We start from the raw sequence: 14,006 nt of genomic DNA, 5'->3' as shown, positions 1-14,006 counted from the left end.
TTAAGCGCCCCGCATTTTGCTGCCGCTCGGATCATACGGCGGCTCTGCCAGACGGCTGGCCGGGTGCATGTTGCCAAGGATTTCAACGGTGAAGTTGTCTTCCGTGGCAACGCTGCTGTCCACATAGGCCTGTGCGAGGCTCATCTGTACACAGTGGCCGTAGGCACCGGAGGTCACCCAGCCAACCACCTGATCATTGAAGAATACCGGTTCGTCGGCCACGGCATCGGCATCGCCCCCCAGATCATCAATGGCCAGTTGAATCAGCACTTTATCAGCCTGCTGGCCGGCATTTTCTGCCGCGGCAGCCTGACCGATAAATTCTCCTTTCGCCGGTTTCACGAAGCGGCCCATGCCGGCCTGATAAGGCTGGTAGTCGGGGGTGAATTCCCGGGTCCAGCCGCCGAAGCCTTTTTCATGGCGCAGGCTGTCCAGTGCCCGGGCGCCGAAGAGGCGCAGGCCAAATTCTGCGCCGGCTTCTGTGAGGCTCATATACACGGCCCGTAAATAGTCCGGCTCTACCCAGATTTCATAACCCTGTTCGCCGGTAAAGCTGATCCGGCCAACCAGCGCCGGGGCATGGCCAACATCTATTGAAGCAAAACTCATGAAACTGAAGTCATCCAGATCATGGTGAGTCAGTTTGGTGAGCAGGGCTTTGGCATGAGGCCCGGCGATGGACAGGCCAGTCAGGCGGCTGCGCAGGCATTCCAGCTGAACGTCTGTCACCCCTTCCAGCCGTTGCTCAAACCAGCGCATGTGAAATTCTTCGGCGGTGCCGGACCCGAAAATGTAGAACTCGTTATCTTTCAGGCGGGCAACGGTGAAGTCTCCCAGCAGTTTACCGGCCCGGTTGAGCATTGGGGCCAGTACCATTTTGCCGGTGGCTGGCAGGGTGTTGGCCAGCAAGTTATCCAGCCAGGCGGCTGCACCGGAACCGCTGATGCGGTATTTGGCGAAGTTGGATATTTCCAGCAGACCCACCTGATTGCGCACGGCCTGACATTCCGCCGCTACTTGCTCAAAGGCATTGGAGCGGCGGAAGCTTGGGATTTCTTCCGGTGTTTGCCCTTCGGCCGCAAACCACAGGGCGTGTTCCAGCCCGTAGCTGGTACCGAACACGGCGTTCTTTTCTTTCAGCAGATCATAAATGGCAGTGGTGCGGTGCGGGCGGGCAGCCGGTAATTCTTCGTTCGGATAGCTGATCCGGAAACGGCGCTGGTAGTTCTCTTTTACCTTGGTGTTGGTGTAGGCCATGGTGGCCCAGTCGCCGTAGCGGGCTACGTCCATGGCGAAGATGTCGCTGCCCGGATCACCGTGAACCATCCAGTTAGACAGTGCCAGACCGACACCTCCGCCCTGACTGAAACCGGCCATGACGCCACAGGCCACCCAGAAATTTTTCAGGCCGCGGACCGGGCCCACCAGTGGGTTACCGTCCGGGGCGAAGGTGAACGGGCCGTTGATGGTTTGTTTAATGCCTGCTTCCGCCAGCGCCGGTACGTGGGCAAAGGCCACTTCAAGGCTGGGGGAAATACGTTCCAGATCCGGGTTGAGCAGTTCGTGGCCAAAATGCCACGGGGTTTGCCGTTCCGACCAGGCCACACAGGCCTGTTCGTAGGTGCCCATGACCAACCCCTGACCTTCCTGACGCATATACATTTCGCCGGCAAAGTCGATGCAGTGGGGCAGTTCCTTATCCAGCGCCTGCACTTCGGGCATGGTGTCGGTGATCAGGTACTGATGCTCCATGGCCAGAATTGGCAGTTCCAGCCCCACCATACGGCCCACTTCCCGGGCCCACAGGCCGCCGCAGTTCACCACGTGCTCAGCATGGATGGTGCCTTTTTCTGTAATGACTTCCCAGTGACCCTCCGGGGTTTGTTTAAGATCCACCACCGGGCACTGGCGGTAGATTTTAGCGCCGCCGATACGTGCTGCCTTGGCGTAGGCGTGGGTAACACCGGAAGGGTCAACGTGACCTTCCAGCGGGTCGTACAGTGCGCCGCAGAAATGACTGGTGTCCAGCAGGGGATGCAGCTTCTTCACTTCATCCATATCGATGAATTCGCTTTCCAGCCCCAGATATTTACCCTTGGCGTGGGCGGTTTTCAGGAACTCCAGACGCTCCGGGGTATCAGCCACCATGATGCCGCCGCTCATGTGGATGCCGCAGGATTGGCCGGAAATTTCTTCCAGTTCCTTGTACAGATTAATGGTGTAATTCTGCAGCTTGGCGACGTTCGGATCGCTGTTGAGGGTGTGCATGCCCCCGGCCGCGTGCCAGGTGGAACCGGCGGTGAGTTCAGATCGTTCGATCAGGCAGACATCTTTCCAGCCCAGCTTGGTCAGGTGATAAAGTACGCTGCAACCCACAACGCCACCGCCGATGACGGCAACCTGTACATGAGATTTCATAGTGCTGTTTATCCTTATTCTGTTAGCGTCCGGCGCTGGCCGGTGGTGCAGGGTTAAAAGTCGGTGGCGACACCGCCGGCGGCTTTACGCTGGCTGATGAAAGCTTCAAGTTGTTCGTCGATAGCCGGATCAAGCAAAGGCTGCTGATATTCAGCCAGCGCTTTTTTATAGACCTGATTGGCTTTTTCGAAAGCGGTGGGGCGGCCCTTGCCGTCCCAGGTTTCATAGTTGCTCCAGTCGGAAATCAGCGGAGCGTAAAAGGCATTTTCGTAGCGCTCCATTGTGTGGGCGCAGCCGAAGAAGTGCCCGCCGGGGCCGACTTCCGCAATGGTGCTGACCGCTAAACTGGCGTCGCTGACTTCCGGGGGCTTCAGGTAGTTGGCCATCATTTGCAGCAGGTCCACATCCAGCACGAACTTTTCAAAGGAGGCGCACAGGCCACCCTCCATCCAGCCGGCGCCGTGCATGAGTAAATTAACGCCGCCGCCAAGCGCCCCCCACATAGCCATGGTGGATTCAATGCCCGCCTGGGCATCCACCGTATTGGCGGCATTCACATTGGAACTGCGGTAGGGCAGGTTGTAGCGGCGGGCCAGCTGGCCGCCGATCTGGGCTGCCTGCATGTATTCCGGGGTGCCGAAGGCCGGCGAGCCGGATTTCATATCGACATTAGAGGTAAAGCCACCGTAGACCACCGGCGCTCCAGGGCGGATCATCTGGGCGAAACACAGCCCGGCCAGCGCTTCGGCGTTCTGTTGTGCCAGTGCGCCGGCAAGGGTTACCGGGGCCATGGCACCGGCCAGGGTAAATGGTGTAATGACTACTACCTGATTGCGTTTGGCCATCTCCATGATGCCCTGCAGCATGGGGATATCCAGCGCCAGCGGGGAATTGGTATTGATGATGGTAAACAGGCTGGGTTCGGCATCCAGCTGTTCATGGCTGATGCCCCGGGCGATCCGGGCGATTTCGATGGCGTCCTGATTCCGTTCGACCCCCAGTGAATAGCAGTTCATGACTTTGTCGGTCAGGCGGGCGGCATCGGCGAGACAGTCCAGATGGCGGATACCGGGGTGTACATCCACCGGCTCCACCGGGTAACCGGAGAGAAAGTGGATGATATTGAAGTGCTGAGCCAGGCGCAGAAAGTCCTGATAATCCTGCCGGTTACCGGCCCGGCGGCCCTTGTCCATGCAACTGGCATTAGGGGCGCTGGCCACGGTACCGAAGTTCACATAATTACTGCCAAAGCGCAGGTTGTGGGCCGGGTTACGGGCGTGCAGGGTAAATTCTGACGGAGCCAGTGCGATCAGGGATTCGATCATCTCCCGGTCAAAATAGACCTGTTCTGAATCCGGGGAGGTTTTTGCGCCGGCCTGGCCCATGATTTCCCGTGCTTCCGGCAGCAGGACTTTGATGCCTACCTGTTCGAGGATATCCAGCGAGGCATGGTGGATACTTTCCAACTGGTCGTCGCTGATGACTTTTATGGGAGTTAGCGGATTTCGCAGCTGTTGCCACGGCAGTTGATGCATGGCCTGAGCGGCCCGTCCGGCGCTGCGGGAGTTACCACGGCGGCGGGATGTACGTTGCCCGGATTGTGTTTGCATAGCTGGCCTGTTTGTTTTTATGAATTGGCTTCACGGCAAAATAAAACAGGCGGGAAAAAGGCAAAAACGATTTAAAATCATTAAGCATGAGTTTAAGTCATGCTTAATGGCGAGCTGTTTTTAACCGGCAGAATGCGCAGGTAACAGTTTATTGCTCACTGCTGGCCAGCCGGGCACTCAGGGCAACAAAAATGCCGGCAAAACTGCGCTGCAGCCAGGTAAGGATTGTCGGGCTGTGCTGGATGTAGTGTTTAACGTGATGGGCAAACAGACCGTAACCAATAAAGACCAGCAGGGTCATCAGCATAAAGGTCAGGCTGAGAATCAGCATGTCTGCCAGCGGTGTGGCTGTGGCAGTGGGTAAAAACTGTGGCAAAAATGCCAGAAAGAAAATCGATAATTTAGGGTTCAGTACGTTAATCAGCATGGCCTGCATGGCAATCCGCCAGTCTTGCGCGGGGGCGGTGCCTGAGCCTGAGCCTGAGCCATCAAAGCGAATACTGCCGGTTTCCTTCCACATGCCCCAGGCAAGATAGAGCAGATAGATTACGCCGGCGTATTTGAACAGCTGGAAGGCCAGGCTGCTGGTGTGCAGCAAGGCGGCCAGCCCAAAGATACTGGCCAGTAGATGGGGGATGATTCCCAGAGTGCAGCCCGCCGCCGCAAACAGGCTGGCCCGGCGGCCGAGGCTGAGGCCGGTGGCAACGGTGAAGATAACGCCGGTACCTGGCAGCAGGACCACCACTAACGATGTGATTAAGAATTCAGTACTGAGCATATCCGTATGTTCTCTCTTTTCTGTCTCTTCTTATGAGATGGCTGGTTTAGCGGTTATCGGGTATCTGCATACCTTTGGTGATGTAGTCTTCCGTAGCCAGCCGTTGCATCCAGCGGTGTACGGCAGGGAAGTCATTCAGCTCAACGGTTTGCCATTCGTAACGGCAGGCCCATGGGTAGATGGCAAAATCCGCAATGCTCTGGTTTGCACCACAGATATAGGTTTTGTCCGCCAGATGTTTATCCAGCACGCCCCAGAGCCGTTTAGCTTCGGCGGTATAGCGCTGTTTACCGTAGGGGACATCTTCTTTGGCGAAACGGTTGAAGTGGTGGGCCTGTCCCAGCATTGGGCCGAAGCCGCCCATTTGCCACATTAGCCATTCCATACAGATGATTTTCTCGCGGGGATCTGCCGGTAAATAACGGCCGGTTTTCTCTGCCAGATAGAGCAGTATGGCACCGCTTTCAAAGACGGATACCGGTTTGCCATCCGGACCGTCTGTGTCGGTAATGGCGGGAATACGGTTGTTCGGGCTGATGGCCAGAAATTCAGGTTTGAACTGATCGCCGGCACTGATATCGATACGGTGAAACCGGTAGGGCAGGCCGCAGGCTTCCAGCATAATGGAGACTTTACGGCCGTTGGGGGTGCCCCAGGTATAGAGATCAATCATTGTTATACAGGTTACTGATTAACAAAGTGGTTATAGATGGCGATTAATTCGGCTTCTTCAAAGCTGACGATGATCAGTTCCTGGCCCGGGGTAATCAGGTTTGGGTTCTGGCCGAGTATGCCTTTCTGATAGTTGTAGACGTAGGTGTCTTTTACTTTGCGGTCCAGTATAGCGCCCAGGAATGAACTGCTGCGGTTAGCAAGACGCTCATCGGCTTCCCGGGGAATGTTGGCGGTCATCACTTTATCCTGAATACGGATACCCTTGGCAAAGGTTTTTATCACACCGTGCTGAATAATGCCCCACAGACCCTGCTTGTCACCGCCGGTGACCGCGTGAATAAAGAATACCTGATCTTCAGCGGTTTCCGGGTTGTTCAGCAGTGCCTGTAGCTTAATCTGGTTATCCATCTGGGCGATGGCTTCTTCGGTAGCGGCCTTGGTTCGCGAGACTACCTGTGGAGAAGGTTCTGCGCCGTCTTCTTCATCGCTGAATACCGTCACGATTTTTCGTTTGATATTTTCAAATGAGAAGCCGGTAGTTTCAGGTTGTTTTGTTGCTGCCTGACCGTTTCCGGCAGAGTCGTCATCCAGAGACCGGGATTTGATCGGGCCGGTATCCACCGCGAAGGATTTAGCGCTGTCTTCTTCTGCGACAGGGGCCTGGGTGGTGGCCGGGGTAATCAGTTGTTGTAAAGGCAGTTCCAGTAATTGATCAACGGTTACGAAATGGTCAGCTTGCTGAATATCAATGGCGTCCTGAGGTGACCGGGTGACTTCTTCAATGTGCTGTCTGGCGGCCTGTTTGGTTAATTCATCTACCGGAGAGGCGATCACTTCTTCGAGGATATTATCGCTGGCGGTCAGCTGTGCTTCATCCACCGGCTGAACCTTGATGGTGCCGGTCATTGTGTTTTTGCTGCCGGTGTCCGGTGCGGTCGCGGATGGCTGGTTGTTGTCAGGTTGTGATGTGATCTGACCGTCCTGGCTGCTGTGCGTGACTTTGGGTAGCTGGCCGGTGGTCCGGTCTGATCCCTGGCTGGCGGATTGAGGTGAAACAGCAGGTTGCATTGTCTGGTAGATATACACACCGGCAATCGCCAGAACGGCGATAACGGCTACGATAAGTAACGCACGCATTTCGGATTCCCTCGGCTGAATATAGTCTCAGACTAAAGCAGAAGCTCCTGACTTTAAAGAGAAAAATTGTATAAATGATGTACGGTTAAAGAAATTCTGCAGAACGTGATGCTCCCGCTTATCAGACCGCTGGTGCGGCAAGCTGTGATAATACTGTTCAGCCTGATTGTTCACGCGGCTGAGTTGCTCTTACCAGCAGGGTGCATATTCAGGCTGAACAGTTGTTTTTTGGGGCAGTTGACGCATCAGTTGTGTATTCACAGGCGCCTGTTTGGGTGGGGGATACCACAAGTCTCTGAAATATTTAATTATTAAGCTGGCGGGTATATCTTATACTCTGTAGTGGATTTTGAAGACGGATTATCGGCATGACTGAGAAAATTGAAGAGATTCTGCATTTCTGGTTTGGTGATTTGTACGATGGCCTGGCGACTCCCGACCGGAAGAAACTCTGGTGGTACGGCGGGGAAGAGGTTGATGGTCTGATCCGTGATGCGTTTGGTCAGCGGGTCCGGCAGGCGCTGGCCGGAGAGCTGGATGACTGGGCCCGGCAGCCCCGTGGGCGTTTGGCACTGATCATTTTGCTTGATCAGTTCAGCCGTAACATCTACCGCGGCAGTGCCGAGGCATTTTCCGGAGACAGTAAAGCCGCTGCACTGAGCAAAGAAGGGATTGAGCTGGGCCATGACCGGGCACTGGAGCTGAGCGAGAAACTGTTCTTTTATATGCCGCTGGAGCATGCGGAGTCACTGGAAGAACAGGATCAGCATATCAGTTGTCTGGAGAGCCTGTTCGGCGAAATGGGCATTGAACACCGTCAGGTGCTGGATAATGCACTGGACTTTGCCCACGAACACCGGGAACTGATTGCCCGCTTTGGCCGCTTTCCCTACCGGAATGCAGTGCTGGGCCGGGAGTCCACCCCGGAAGAGCTTGCTTATCTGAACCAGCCCCACAAAACCTACGGACAGTAATCATTTCGGGCGGTTGTGCGTTGCATCACCCGGGAAAAGATATTAGGTTTGTAGAGCGTCTTTACCGGGCGCCTGACCGGTCATTGCCGGGGCAGATGTTAGCCGTAATTTTTAAGGAAAGATTTTGTCTGTCACAGAACAAAAACCACGTGAAGGCTGGTTTTCCCAGTTGCTGATGGCCGCTGCAGGCGGTGCTGTGGTGTGGGCAGGGACAGTCTTTGGACTGCACGCCTATGAAGAGCAGGTGGCTGTGCAGGGAATCCGTCTGGCGCTGGAAGCGCAGGTCAGCGGGGTGAATCAGCAGGCTGCTGACAGCGTGAAAAGTATTGATGAGCTCTGGCAGATGTATGCGGCCAGTGGTCTGGAACGGGCTGATTTTGACCGCGTATCTCAGCCGGTGATTGACAGCCATTTTACCCTTTTGCCTGAACTGATTGCCGGTCTGGCGGCGATCCTGATTTTCTTTACCGTGAATTTGCTGGTGATGAACTGGCGGCGTAACCGCCGTTATCAGGCGCTGGTGGATGAGCATCAGCAGTCGCTGGAAATGAGCCGTGAGCAGATTGAACAGGCCAGTGGCAAAGATCCTGTAACCGGGCTGGTAAATGCCAGCCAGTTTGAAATTTTGCTGGACATTGAATGCCGCCGTGCGGTGCGTGAGTTTACCCCCCTGTCTTTAATTTTGCTGGAACCTGACAGTGAATACCTGAATGACTTACCGGAGGAAGATCACCCGGTAATGGCACAGTTACTGGCGAAGAATTTACAGCAAACAGTATTTCGTCCCGGCGATGTGATCGCCCGGATCAGTGATTACCGTTTTGCCCTGTTACTGCCGGCCACTAATGAACAGTCGCCGCAACTGGCGGAACGTTTACGACAGCAGGCCACTGAGATTGTTCTCGGCGGGCAGCCAATGCTGCTGAGCCTGGGGGTCAGTACCATGCAACCTTCGGCACAGCTTAGTGCTGCGCATATTCAGCAGTTAACTGAAGACCTGTTGCAACAGGCGCAGAACAACGGCGGCAATCAGGTGAGCTTCAATACCGAACAGTCGCTGGAAGTCCCAGTGACCTATTCAGACTGATTTTTCTTTCCCATGTTATCCCGTGATTATCTGCAGCAGCTGTCCGCCTGTGCCGGCGCACGGCGGCAGCGGGCCCTGCTGGTCATCAGCGGAGAGCCTGACTGGCTGAATCAGCAGATCAGCGCGCTTGACAAGTCGGATGACTGTTTGTGGCTGGGCACTGAGAAGTCTCCATTGGATATACCGGACGGCGCAGAACGTATCAGCCCGAAGCAGGCCGGCAGTTGTCTGGGGCAGGAGCGCCAGCGTCTGGTGGTTGATGCCTTGGCGGGCTTTAATCCAAATGCCTTTGGTCAGGTCAGTGGTGTACTGGTCGCCGGGGGGCTGATGTTTCTGCTGGTGCCTCCGCTGGATGAGTGGCCCGGCTTTAATGATCCTGAGCTGCAGCATATAGCGGTGGAGCCCTATAGCGCTGATGATGTTGGCCGGCGCTTTATCCGCCGCCTCGTTGATGTTATTTCCGGGGATGACTCCCTGTATCTGATCCGCCAGGGACAGCCGCTGCCGGTTATACCTGATTTGTCACTGCCGGAAGCTGGTGAGGTATATCAAGCACCTTACCGCAGTCTGGAGCAGCAACAACTGGTTGAGCACCTGACAACGCAGTGCTTATCAAAACGTCCGGCGGTGCAGGTGGTAACCGCTGACCGGGGGCGGGGAAAGTCCGCCAGTCTTGGTTTGCTGTCAGCTGCGCTCATTAAGCAGGGCATTACGAAAATCACTGTTGTGGCGCCGGCCTTATCTGCCGTTGAAGCGCTGTTCAGTGCGGTTGCTGAAAACCTGGCCGGATGTACCGCTGAACCGGGTGCGGTGTGCCTGGGTGAAGCCTCAGTCCGTTTTTATCAGCCAGACCGTATGCTGGAAGTCATGCCAGAAACGGATGTACTGCTGGTGGATGAGGCTGCAGCAATTCCGGTGCCGGTGCTTGCGCGCTTGCTGGCCGGTTATTCCCGTTGTGTATTTGCCTCAACTATTCATGGCTATGAAGGGACCGGGCAGGGGTTTGCGGTACGATTTAAAGGCTTACTGAACCGCCAGCGCCCGGGCTGGCATGATCTGCGTCTGAATACGCCGGTGCGCTGGGCGGCGGGGGATCCGCTGGAAGCCTTTACCTTTAAGGCGCTGATGCTGGCTGCTGAGCCGGCACCGCTGCAAGGCGAACCCCGTACGCTAACGGTGGAAACAGAGATTCGTCTGCTGGATCGGGATGCACTGGTGGCAGATGAAGTGCTGCTCAATGATGTGTTCGGTTTACTGGTACTGGCCCATTACCGAACTACGCCGGGGGATTTACGCATTCTGCTCGACAGCCCGAACTTGCGGGTCTGGGGGGCGTTCTCGGTTGCCGGTAATGAGTTGCTGGGCACCATGCTGGTGGCTGAAGAAGGGCCGCTGGATGATGACCTGGCCGCGGCGGTGTATGCCGGTACCCGGCGGCCAAAAGGTCATCTTATTCCTCAGACCTTACTTGCGCAGGAGGCGATTGCCGGAGCAGGACGGGTGAAAGGCTTGCGGGTTATGCGCATTGCCGTGCGGCCGGAGCTGCAACGGCACAGGGTTGCAGAACGCATGCTGGCGCAACTGGAGCAGTATGCCGGTAACAGTAATCTGGACTGGCTGGGAACTGGTTTCGGTCTGACCCCTGAGTTGCTGAGCTTCTGGCGGCATAATGATTACCGGCTGGCCCGTATCGGCCTGACCCGGGACAGTGTGGGGGCAACCCATGGGGTCATCATGCTTAAGGCGTGCAGCGTTGCCGGTGAAAGGTTTTTACAGGAGGCACGCAATCGTCTGAGCCGTCAGTTTAGCCATCTGCTGAGCAGTTATTTGCAAGCGATGGATACCCGTCTGGTGGTGGATATTTTTGCCGACCTGGCTGTTGGTGATGGCGCAGCTACCAGTGAAGAGCATGATGTGCTGGACGTGGCCGAAATGGCTGAGTTGCGATCCTTTGCTGGCGCACACCGGCAATACGAAAGCTGTCAGTTTACCCTGCGGCCATGGCTGTATCGCTGCGGGCTGGAAGGCAAGCTGGCAGGGCTGAATGCTAACCAGCAGCAGTTGTTAATCAGTAAAGTGTTGCAGAATAATGGCTGGGAAAAGAGCCAGCAGGGGGCGGCGAAAACGGTATCGCCACGCAACCTGCTGAAACAGTTGCGTGACGTCGTTGGGTTACTTCTGGATGATTGCGCTGAGTAATCAGATGTCTGCCGGTAACAGGGATACCGGTGATTTGCCGCCGAGTATTTCCACCGTATCACCCACCCGGATAACCCCCTGATTGCGCGGAATCAGGTTCTGACCGAAGAAGACTTCACCTTTTTCGTCCCGGCGATATTGCTTCAGGGTCTTTAACGGTTCTTTGAATTCATTACGGATGCCGGTTTTCGGATCAACTGTGGTAAATACGCAACGGCTGCAGGCTTCCACCACATCAAACTCGACTTCTCCGATCCGGATTTGCGACCAGCTGTCTTCGGCGAAAGGTGCGATGCTGCTGACCACAATGTTGGGCCGCATGTGGGCAAAACTGATGGGGGCCGGGCATTTTGAATTCAGGTCATTTAGGGAGCCCTGAGAGATCAGCAGTAACGGATAGCCGTCGGCAAAGCTGACCGGCTGGCCTTCATGACCGCTGACTTCCCGGCTGGATTGCTCGCCGAAGTAGACGAGCTGGCAGTCAGTTTCCAGATAAGTGCTGAACCACTGGTCGGCACTGGCCTGACAATGCTGCGCGCTGATTTCACTGCCCCATACTTTGACATCCAGATACTGGTTACTGAAAGCGGCATAGCTGACTTCCAGATTCGGCATGCCTGGTGCGCTCAGCAGCAGGCCGCCGGGAGTCAGGCTGGCTTCAACCAGGACCAGCTTAGGATGAGTTCGTGCAGTAATAAAGCGGCCCTTTAAATCCCGCAGGATGAAGTCACGGTCAAAGCTGAGACCCCGGGGGGATACATGGCTGCGGTTCAGGCTGATGCCGGTGGTGGACTTGATTGGGTATACGTGTAACTGGCTGAGCGTACAGGTCATTTATTGCCTCGGTGAATCGGTGTAATTAGCTGGCTGAGAGTAAGCGGTGAACGTTCTTCAGCCACATAAGCTTGTTTTGAGTGTAGCGATTACCACAGGGTAAATCAGCAAAATTTTCTATTTAAAGCAGGCTGTTATCGGTTAAAGTCTGGGTTTGATTTTGATTGTCTTACCGGACCGGAACCTCCTATGGATTTAACCACTAAACATATCGAAAAACTTGCCACCATGAAGATGCCGTTTGGCAAATATCAGGGGCGGGTGCTGATGGATTTGCCGGAACCTTATCTGGTCTGGTTTTCCGGTAAGGGCTTTCCCGCCGGTGAAATCGGTATGTTGTTGCAGTTGTTATACGAAATAAAGCTGAACGGCCTGGAGGATATCCTGGAACCGTTACGGCAACGTTAAATTGTAATTTCCGGCAGGGAAAACACGCCGGTTAAATTAAGTGATCAGACAGTAAGGCATTGTATGACTCCGGCAATTACTCTGGCAGAAAAACGTGGTGTTGCTCACAAGGTTCACAGTTATACCCATGATCCTGGGTGTGCATCCTATGGCGAGGAGGCCGCAGCGGCGCTGCAGATCGATCCTGCTCAGGTGTATAAAACCCTGATGGTGGCGCTTAATGGCGATAACAAACAGCTGGGGGTAGCCATTGTACCGGTTGCCGGTCAGCTGAATCTGAAGGCGGCAGCAAAAGCCTTTAAGGTGAAAAAGATTGCCATGGCTGACCCGCAGGCTGCTCAGCGCAGTTCCGGTTATCTGCTGGGAGGCATCAGCCCGCTGGGGCAGAAAAAATCCCTGCCAACTCTGCTGGATAAAACGGCTGAAAACTGGCCGGCGGTATTTGTCAGTGCCGGTAAGCGGGGGTTGGAAATCGAGTTAGCGGCCAGCGATCTGTTGTTACTGACCAGAGGGCAGTTTGCTGACCTGACGGGTTAAGCACACTGCCGGTGATGCCGGCAGGGCTCAAATGGTTATGGTGCAGAAAGCCTGTGTTAGTTCAGGCGGTTTTCGACAGTTTGGTTTTGGTGGGGGCTGCTGATTTCGGAGCTGCTGACTCTTTGAAATCAGCCGCATTCAATTCATGTTTTGCCAGTAATTTATAAAAATCCGTCCGGTTACGCTGGGCCAGTCTGGCTGCTTTGCTGACCTTGCCTGAGGTAAATGTCAGCATGCGGATCAGATAATTACGTTCAAATTCTGCCCGTGCCTGGCTGAACGAAGGAATCTGTGGGGCAATATCCTCCAGTACCGCCAGAATGTCACCGGCCTGGATGGTTCTGTCAGGCTGTCCGTCTGCCTGTTCCTGAAGCAGGTTTTCCATGCAGCGTTTCAGCTGGGCCACATTGCCGGTCCAGGGTTCGTGTAACAGTAACTGTTTTGCACTGTTGCTCAGGGTTGGCTGGCTGTCTTCGCTGCTCAGAAAATACTCTGCCAGGCGGGGAATATCTTCACTGCGGGATTTCAGATCCGGCACTTGCAGGCAAATATCACTGATCTGGTAATAGAGATCAGAGGCCAGTTGCCCGTCGGTAAACAGCGTATCAGGATCACAGCAGGTGGTGGCAATGATACGGGCCGGGGATTCATTCTGTTCCAGGCAGACGCTCAGCTGGATCTGTAAACGGAAGTCCAGTTGTTCAATATGCTGCAGTAGCAGGGTTGTACCGGTTTGTTCCACGGCTGAAGGAACGTTCAGTTCCGGGTCGCCAAACAGGGTTTTACCAATCAGGCTGCCGGATAACTGGGCACAGTTCAGTTCGGTGAGTTGTTGATCGGCGTGCTTGCTGGCAGCGTGCAGGGTTCTGGCAATGCTGGTTTTGCCGCTGCCGGCAGCGCCGGTAATTGTTACATGGTTGCTGGCAGCAGCAATGCGTTGGGTTTGCTGCAGTGTTGCCTGCATGGCCGGGCTGAGTACCGGGCCAATGTTCGTATTAAGCAGTGCCGGTTCTGTTAGCGGCGTTCCGTGAAGCTGTTCACGGATAAGTGCCAGTACTTCGGCTTCCGGTGAGGTTTTTTCCAGAATCAGCAGCCTGCTGGCATCCGGTTCAGGCACGTGCCCCAGCAGAATGGTTTTACGGACGGGAATCATGTTGAGTAATTCCCCTGAAAGCGGGGTCGAAACGTCAACCAGTAACTGATCAAACCTGTCCTGAGTATCCAGTTTTTGGATATCGTTTATATGACTGACGGCATATCCCTGAGCGCTGAGACACAGGTGCCAGCGGCGGATAGTTTGCGGTGTATCTGCCAGTAACAGGATACGATGTTGCATCTGCATAATGGGG

12 protein-coding genes are annotated in these 14,006 nt (G+C 55.1%); 5 read left to right on the top strand and 7 right to left on the bottom strand.

The annotated features are described in order from the left end of the window. The 5 genes from JYB63_RS06430 to JYB63_RS06410 form a co-directional block, all read right to left on the bottom strand. Entirely contained in the window at positions 1 to 2,418 is a 2,418-nt protein-coding gene (locus JYB63_RS06430) for a GcvT family protein (protein ID WP_205656947.1), read from the bottom strand. A 53-nt stretch (positions 2,419 to 2,471) separates the two neighbouring features. Next, positions 2,472 to 4,028 (bottom strand): trimethylamine methyltransferase family protein, encoded by a 1,557-nt coding sequence (locus JYB63_RS06425; RefSeq protein ID WP_205656946.1) that lies wholly within the window; start codon positions 4,026 to 4,028, stop codon positions 2,472 to 2,474. 148 nt (positions 4,029 to 4,176) lie between these two features. Beyond that, entirely contained in the window at positions 4,177 to 4,806 is a 630-nt protein-coding gene (locus JYB63_RS06420) for a LysE family translocator (RefSeq protein WP_205656945.1), read from the bottom strand. A 46-nt stretch (positions 4,807 to 4,852) separates the two neighbouring features. Next, on the bottom strand, positions 4,853 to 5,479 hold the full coding sequence (locus JYB63_RS06415; protein WP_205656944.1) for a glutathione S-transferase N-terminal domain-containing protein: 627 nt from the start codon (positions 5,477 to 5,479) through the stop codon (positions 4,853 to 4,855). An 11-nt stretch (positions 5,480 to 5,490) separates the two neighbouring features. Further along, a complete protein-coding gene (locus JYB63_RS06410; protein WP_205656943.1) occupies positions 5,491 to 6,618 on the bottom strand; it encodes a hypothetical protein in 1,128 nt (375 codons plus the stop codon). Between the two features lie 368 nt (positions 6,619 to 6,986). Between JYB63_RS06410 and JYB63_RS06405 the strand changes: the two genes are divergently transcribed. The 3 genes from JYB63_RS06405 to JYB63_RS06395 all read left to right on the top strand — a co-directional run bounded on the left by JYB63_RS06405 (position 6,987) and on the right by JYB63_RS06395 (position 10,878). Next, entirely contained in the window at positions 6,987 to 7,592 is a 606-nt protein-coding gene (locus JYB63_RS06405; protein ID WP_205656942.1) for a DUF924 family protein, read from the top strand. 124 nt (positions 7,593 to 7,716) lie between these two features. Then, positions 7,717 to 8,679, top strand: a complete 963-nt coding sequence (locus JYB63_RS06400; RefSeq protein ID WP_205656941.1) for a GGDEF domain-containing protein — start codon at positions 7,717 to 7,719, stop codon at positions 8,677 to 8,679. 12 nt (positions 8,680 to 8,691) lie between these two features. Beyond that, on the top strand, positions 8,692 to 10,878 hold the full coding sequence (locus JYB63_RS06395) for a tRNA(Met) cytidine acetyltransferase TmcA (protein WP_205656940.1): 2,187 nt from the start codon (positions 8,692 to 8,694) through the stop codon (positions 10,876 to 10,878). On the opposite strand, the gene JYB63_RS06390 is transcribed toward JYB63_RS06395, so the two are convergent. Further along, positions 10,879 to 11,712 carry an MOSC domain-containing protein gene (locus tag JYB63_RS06390; RefSeq protein WP_205656939.1) on the bottom strand — a complete coding sequence of 278 codons (834 nt, stop codon included), beginning with the start codon at positions 11,710 to 11,712 and terminating at the stop codon, positions 10,879 to 10,881. A 189-nt stretch (positions 11,713 to 11,901) separates the two neighbouring features. On the opposite strand from JYB63_RS06390, the gene JYB63_RS06385 reads away from it, so the two are divergent. Together JYB63_RS06385 and ybaK are read left to right on the top strand one after the other, a co-directional pair. Continuing rightward, positions 11,902 to 12,120 (top strand): DUF3820 family protein, encoded by a 219-nt coding sequence (locus JYB63_RS06385; protein ID WP_205656938.1) that lies wholly within the window; start codon positions 11,902 to 11,904, stop codon positions 12,118 to 12,120. 63 nt (positions 12,121 to 12,183) lie between these two features. Further along, complete coding sequence (gene ybaK / locus JYB63_RS06380; protein ID WP_205656937.1) at positions 12,184 to 12,657, top strand: Cys-tRNA(Pro) deacylase; 474 nt, start codon at positions 12,184 to 12,186, stop codon at positions 12,655 to 12,657. A gap of 61 nt (positions 12,658 to 12,718) precedes the next feature. On the opposite strand, the gene JYB63_RS06375 is transcribed toward ybaK, so the two are convergent. Further along, positions 12,719 to 13,999, bottom strand: a complete 1,281-nt coding sequence (locus tag JYB63_RS06375) for a sigma-54-dependent transcriptional regulator (protein WP_205656936.1) — start codon at positions 13,997 to 13,999, stop codon at positions 12,719 to 12,721. Positions 14,000 to 14,006: the final 7 nt, after the last annotated feature.

Origin of the sequence: Aliamphritea spongicola, assembly GCF_017051665.1 — a bacterium.
In the GTDB taxonomy this organism is placed as follows: Bacteria; Pseudomonadota; Gammaproteobacteria; order Pseudomonadales; family Balneatricaceae; genus Amphritea; species Amphritea spongicola.
Note: the sequence above shows the minus strand (reverse complement) of the source record. Positions and strands in the feature narration are given on the sequence as shown.

Excerpts from the sequence above, each read along its gene's own strand:
- JYB63_RS06430 (WP_205656947.1), bottom strand. The coding sequence starts at position 2,418 with ATGAAATCTCATGTACAGGTTGCCGTCATCGGCGGTGGCGTTGTGGGT.
- JYB63_RS06425 (WP_205656946.1), bottom strand. The coding sequence starts at position 4,028 with ATGCAAACACAATCCGGGCAACGTACATCCCGCCGCCGTGGTAACTCC.
- JYB63_RS06420 (WP_205656945.1), bottom strand. The coding sequence starts at position 4,806 with ATGCTCAGTACTGAATTCTTAATCACATCGTTAGTGGTGGTCCTGCTG.
- JYB63_RS06415 (WP_205656944.1), bottom strand. The coding sequence starts at position 5,479 with ATGATTGATCTCTATACCTGGGGCACCCCCAACGGCCGTAAAGTCTCC.
- JYB63_RS06410 (WP_205656943.1), bottom strand. The coding sequence starts at position 6,618 with ATGCGTGCGTTACTTATCGTAGCCGTTATCGCCGTTCTGGCGATTGCC.
- JYB63_RS06405 (WP_205656942.1), top strand. The coding sequence starts at position 6,987 with ATGACTGAGAAAATTGAAGAGATTCTGCATTTCTGGTTTGGTGATTTG.
- JYB63_RS06395 (WP_205656940.1), top strand. The coding sequence starts at position 8,692 with ATGTTATCCCGTGATTATCTGCAGCAGCTGTCCGCCTGTGCCGGCGCA.
- JYB63_RS06390 (WP_205656939.1), bottom strand. The coding sequence starts at position 11,712 with ATGACCTGTACGCTCAGCCAGTTACACGTATACCCAATCAAGTCCACC.
- JYB63_RS06385 (WP_205656938.1), top strand. The coding sequence starts at position 11,902 with ATGGATTTAACCACTAAACATATCGAAAAACTTGCCACCATGAAGATG.
- ybaK (WP_205656937.1), top strand. The coding sequence starts at position 12,184 with ATGACTCCGGCAATTACTCTGGCAGAAAAACGTGGTGTTGCTCACAAG.
- JYB63_RS06375 (WP_205656936.1), bottom strand. The coding sequence starts at position 13,999 with ATGCAGATGCAACATCGTATCCTGTTACTGGCAGATACACCGCAAACT.